This window comes from Arthrobacter terricola, assembly GCF_004354015.1.
Taxonomy (GTDB): Bacteria; Actinomycetota; Actinomycetes; order Actinomycetales; family Micrococcaceae; genus Arthrobacter; species Arthrobacter terricola.
Genome location: NZ_SMRU01000071.1, coordinates 1 through 5,504, shown reverse-complemented (window position 1 = coordinate 5,504; position 5,504 = coordinate 1). Strand labels below are relative to the sequence as shown.

At 55.9% G+C, this 5,504-nt stretch carries 2 rRNA genes; both read right to left on the bottom strand.

Features of this window, described 5'->3' with window-relative positions:
* Positions 1-12 precede the first annotated feature (12 nt).
* Positions 13-3,149 (bottom strand): 23S ribosomal RNA (locus tag E1809_RS26055).
* Positions 3,150-3,683: 534 nt separating this feature from the next.
* Positions 3,684-5,183 (bottom strand): 16S ribosomal RNA (locus tag E1809_RS26050).
* Together the 16S and 23S rRNA genes form the textbook arrangement of a ribosomal RNA operon.
* Positions 5,184-5,504 lie beyond the last annotated feature (321 nt).

The following is a 5,504-nucleotide window of genomic DNA, read 5'->3' as shown; positions in this document are numbered from 1 at the left end:
GGGGGGTGGTGTGTGGTGTAAGTCGTTGGCCTATTAGTACCGGTCAGCTTCAACAGTCGTTAGTCCTGTCTTCCACATCCGGCCTATCAACCCAGTGGTCTGGCTGGGGGCCTTCCCCACTCGTGGTGGGTGGAAATCTCATCTTGAAGCGAGCTTCCCGCTTAGATGCTTTCAGCGGTTATCCCATCCGAACGTAGCTAATCAGCGGTGCACTTGGCAGTACAACTGACACACCAGAGGTTCGTCCGTCCCGGTCCTCTCGTACTAAGGACAGCCCTTCTCAAATTTCCTGCGCGCGCAGCGGATAGGGACCGAACTGTCTCACGACGTTCTAAACCCAGCTCGCGTACCGCTTTAATGGGCGAACAGCCCAACCCTTGGGACCTACTCCAGCCCCAGGATGCGACGAGCCGACATCGAGGTGCCAAACCATGCCGTCGATATGGACTCTTGGGCAAGATCAGCCTGTTATCCCCGAGGTACCTTTTATCCGTTGAGCGACGGCCATTCCACAATGTACCGCCGGATCACTAGTCCCGACTTTCGTCCCTGCTTGAGATGTCTCTCTCACAGTCAAGCTCCCTTGTGCACTTACACTCGACACCTGATTGCCAACCAGGCTGAGGGAACCTTTGGGCGCCTCCGTTACTTTTTAGGAGGCAACCGCCCCAGTTAAACTACCCATCAGGCACTGTCCCTGACCCGGATCACGGGCCGAAGTTAGATGTCCAAAGTGACCAGAGTGGTATTTCAACGATGACTCCACCGCCACTGGCGTGACAGCTTCAACGTCTCCCACCTATCCTACACAAGCCACTCCGAACACCAATACCAAACTATAGTAAAGGTCTCGGGGTCTTTCCGTCCTGCTGCGCGTAACGAGCATCTTTACTCGTACTGCAATTTCGCCGAGTTTATGGTTGAGACAGCGGGGAAGTCGTTACTCCATTCGTGCAGGTCGGAACTTACCCGACAAGGAATTTCGCTACCTTAGGATGGTTATAGTTACCACCGCCGTTTACTGGGGCTTAAATTCTCAGCTTCGCCTTGCGGCTAACCGGTCCTCTTAACCTTCCAGCACCGGGCAGGAGTCAGTCCGTATACATCGTCTTGCGACTTCGCACGGACCTGTGTTTTTAGTAAACAGTCGCTTCCCCCTGGTCTCTGCGGCCCCTATCCCCTCCCGGTCGCTAGAACCGTTCAAGGTCAGGGCCCCCCTTCTCCCGAAGTTACGGGGGCATTTTGCCGAGTTCCTTAACCATAATTCTCTCGATCGCCTTGGTATTCTCTACCTGATCACCTGTGTCGGTTTGGGGTACGGGCGGCTAAAACCTCGCGTCGATGCTTTTCTCGGCAGCATAGGATCACCGGATCCCCCCTTGCGGGAGTCCCATCAGATCTCAGGCACGTCATCCAAGACACAGCGACGGATTTGCCTATCGCTGACCCTACATCCTTAGACCGGGGCAACCATCGCCCGGCCCGGCTACCTTCCTGCGTCACACCTGTTAATACGCTTGCCTCCCGGGATCAGGTCCCGCGCTCGGCCAAAACCCACACACCACAAGGGTGCTAGGGCAGGCTCCGGGCGGTTAGTATCCCCCGCTTGGCATGGGCGGTTTTTCGCCGGTACGGGAATATCAACCCGTTGTCCATCGACTACGCCTGTCGGCCTCGCCTTAGGTCCCGACTTACCCAGGGCAGATTAGCTTGACCCTGGAACCCTTGATCATCCGGCGGACGGGTTTCTCACCCGTCTTTCGCTACTCATGCCTGCATTCTCACTCGTGTAGGCTCCACCGCTGGTTCACACCGCGACTTCACCGCCCACACGACGCTCCCCTACCCATCCACACTCCTGAACCACGAAGGCTTGGAAACCATGTGAATGCCACAACTTCGGCGGTGTACTTGAGCCCCGCTACATTGTCGGCGCGGAATCACTTGACCAGTGAGCTATTACGCACTCTTTCAAGGATGGCTGCTTCTAAGCCAACCTCCTGGTTGTCTAAGCAACTCCACATCCTTTCCCACTTAGCACACGCTTAGGGGCCTTAGTTGGTGGTCTGGGCTGTTTCCCTCTCGACTATGAAGCTTATCCCCCACAGTCTCACTGCTACGCTCTCACTTACCGGCATTCGGAGTTTGGCTGACGTCAGTAACCTTGTAGGGCCCATCGGCCATCCAGTAGCTCTACCTCCGGCAAGAAACACGCAACGCTGCACCTAAATGCATTTCGGGGAGAACCAGCTATCACGGAGTTTGATTGGCCTTTCACCCCTACCCACAGCTCATCCCCTCCATTTTCAACTGAAGTGGGTTCGGTCCTCCACGACGTCTTACCGTCGCTTCAACCTGGCCATGGGTAGATCACTCCGCTTCGGGTCTAGATCACGCCACTACACTCGCCCTGTTCAGACTCGCTTTCGCTACGGCTACCCCACACGGGTTAACCTCGCGACGTAACACTAACTCGCAGGCTCATTCTTCAAAAGGCACGCCATCACCCCAACAAGGAGGCTCTGACGGATTGTAAGCACACGGTTTCAGGTACTATTTCACTCCCCTCCCGGGGTACTTTTCACCTTTCCCTCACGGTACTGGTCCGCTATCGGTCATCAGGAAGTATTTAGGCTTATCAGGTGGTCCTGACAGATTCACACGGGATTTCTCGGGCCCCGTGCTACTCGGGATACTCCACAAGCGGCACACAACATTACGGTTACGGGGCTCACACCCTCTCCGGCCGGCCTTTCAAGACCGTTCACCTATGCCTGCACACACACCTCGCCGGTCCGGCAGAACCAACACGCAAAGTCCCACAACCCCGCCCATGCAACGCCCGCCGGCTATCACACATGAAACGGTTTAGCCTGATCCGCGTTCGCTCGCCACTACTAACGGAATCACTCTTGTTTTCTCTTCCTGCGGGTACTGAGATGTTTCACTTCCCCGCGTTCCCCCCACGCACCCTATGTGTTCAGATGCGGGTCACCAGATCACCCGAAAGCGTCTGGCGGGGTTTCCCCATTCGGACATCCTGGGATCACCGTTCGGTTATCAACTCCCCCAGGCTTATCGCAGATTCCTACGTCCTTCTTCGGCTCCTGATGCCAAGGCATCCACCGTGCGCCCTTAAAAACTTGACCACACAGATCAAAAAACTATTTCGAGAGAACCCGGAAAAAACCAGGTTCAACATCAAAAACAAAATTGCTTTACAAGATGCTCGCGTCCACTATGTAGTTCTCAAACAACAACCCCGTACCCCACACCCACCCCACACACAACGCGCAGGACAAGCACAAGACCAGGAAACCAGAAACAACACCCACCACCCCCCACACCCGCCCCACACACACAACGCGCGCAGCACAGACACAGAAACCAGCAGGGCCTGTTGCCTCAGGACCCAACAGTGCACCAAACACCACCACACAACCCACACCCCCGACACGTTCCCCACACCCCCACCCACCATCACAAACGGACAGAAGGAAGAAGGCGTCGTACTAGCACCAGAGCACAGACCACACGGCAATGCCACCAAAAAATGATTCGTTGATATTCCACCCATGAGCACCCGCCGCAGAACATCCGCCTGCGCAACGGGCTTGCTACCTGGCACCCGCCCCGCCAACCCCCACAGGGCCAACAGGAACACAATGCACAGCGCTCCTTAGAAAGGAGGTGATCCAGCCGCACCTTCCGGTACGGCTACCTTGTTACGACTTAGTCCCAATCGCCGGTCCCACCTTCGACGGCTCCCCCCACAAGGGTTAGGCCACCGGCTTCGGGTGTTACCAACTTTCGTGACTTGACGGGCGGTGTGTACAAGGCCCGGGAACGTATTCACCGCAGCGTTGCTGATCTGCGATTACTAGCGACTCCGACTTCATGGGGTCGAGTTGCAGACCCCAATCCGAACTGAGACCGGCTTTTTGGGATTAGCTCCACCTCACAGTATCGCAACCCTTTGTACCGGCCATTGTAGCATGCGTGAAGCCCAAGACATAAGGGGCATGATGATTTGACGTCGTCCCCACCTTCCTCCGAGTTGACCCCGGCAGTCTCCTATGAGTCCCCGGCCGAACCGCTGGCAACATAGAACGAGGGTTGCGCTCGTTGCGGGACTTAACCCAACATCTCACGACACGAGCTGACGACAACCATGCACCACCTGTGAACCAGCCTCAAGAGGGGAGCACATCTCTGCGCTTTACTAGTCCATGTCAAGCCTTGGTAAGGTTCTTCGCGTTGCATCGAATTAATCCGCATGCTCCGCCGCTTGTGCGGGCCCCCGTCAATTCCTTTGAGTTTTAGCCTTGCGGCCGTACTCCCCAGGCGGGGCACTTAATGCGTTAGCTACGGCGCGGAAAACGTGGAATGTCCCCCACACCTAGTGCCCAACGTTTACGGCATGGACTACCAGGGTATCTAATCCTGTTCGCTCCCCATGCTTTCGCTCCTCAGCGTCAGTTAATGCCCAGAGACCTGCCTTCGCCATCGGTGTTCCTCCTGATATCTGCGCATTTCACCGCTACACCAGGAATTCCAGTCTCCCCTACATCACTCTAGTCTGCCCGTACCCACTGCAGAACCGGAGTTGAGCCCCGGTCTTTCACAGCAGACGCGACAAACCGCCTACGAGCTCTTTACGCCCAATAATTCCGGATAACGCTTGCGCCCTACGTATTACCGCGGCTGCTGGCACGTAGTTAGCCGGCGCTTCTTCTGCAGGTACCGTCACTTGCGCTTCTTCCCTACTGAAAGAGGTTTACAACCCGAAGGCCGTCATCCCTCACGCGGCGTCGCTGCATCAGGCTTGCGCCCATTGTGCAATATTCCCCACTGCTGCCTCCCGTAGGAGTCTGGGCCGTGTCTCAGTCCCAGTCGGCTACCCGTCGTCGCCTTGGTAGGCCATTACCCCACCAACAAGCTGATAGGCCGCGAGTCCATCCAAAACCACAAAAGCTTTCCACCACCACCACATGCGTGGAGCGGTCGTATCCGGTATTAGACCCAGTTTCCCAGGCTTATCCCAGAGTCAAGGGCAGGTTACTCACGTGTTACTCACCCGTTCGCCACTAATCCACGGTGCAAGCACCGTCTCATCGTTCGACTTGCATGTGTTAAGCACGCCGCCAGCGTTCATCCTGAGCCAGGATCAAACTCTCCGTCAAAAACAAAAAAACGAAAACAACACCCGGCAGCCGGAAAAAGACCACCAAAGCATCGCAAAAATCTGAAACCAGCCAAAAAACCAGACCACCACACACGGGGGTGCGCAGCAGCCCAGCAAATCAACCAATCAAAAAACAATCGGTATCAACAAACTTGGCACACTATTGAGTTCTCAAACAACAGACACACCCGACACCACCCAACAACCGTCAGGATCGCTCCGGAGCAACTTTCCAAACTTACCCGAACCACGCAACCAAAGCAAATCAGCCACGCACCCGGCCCCCACCCAACAACAACACGCCACAAAAGCACGCCAT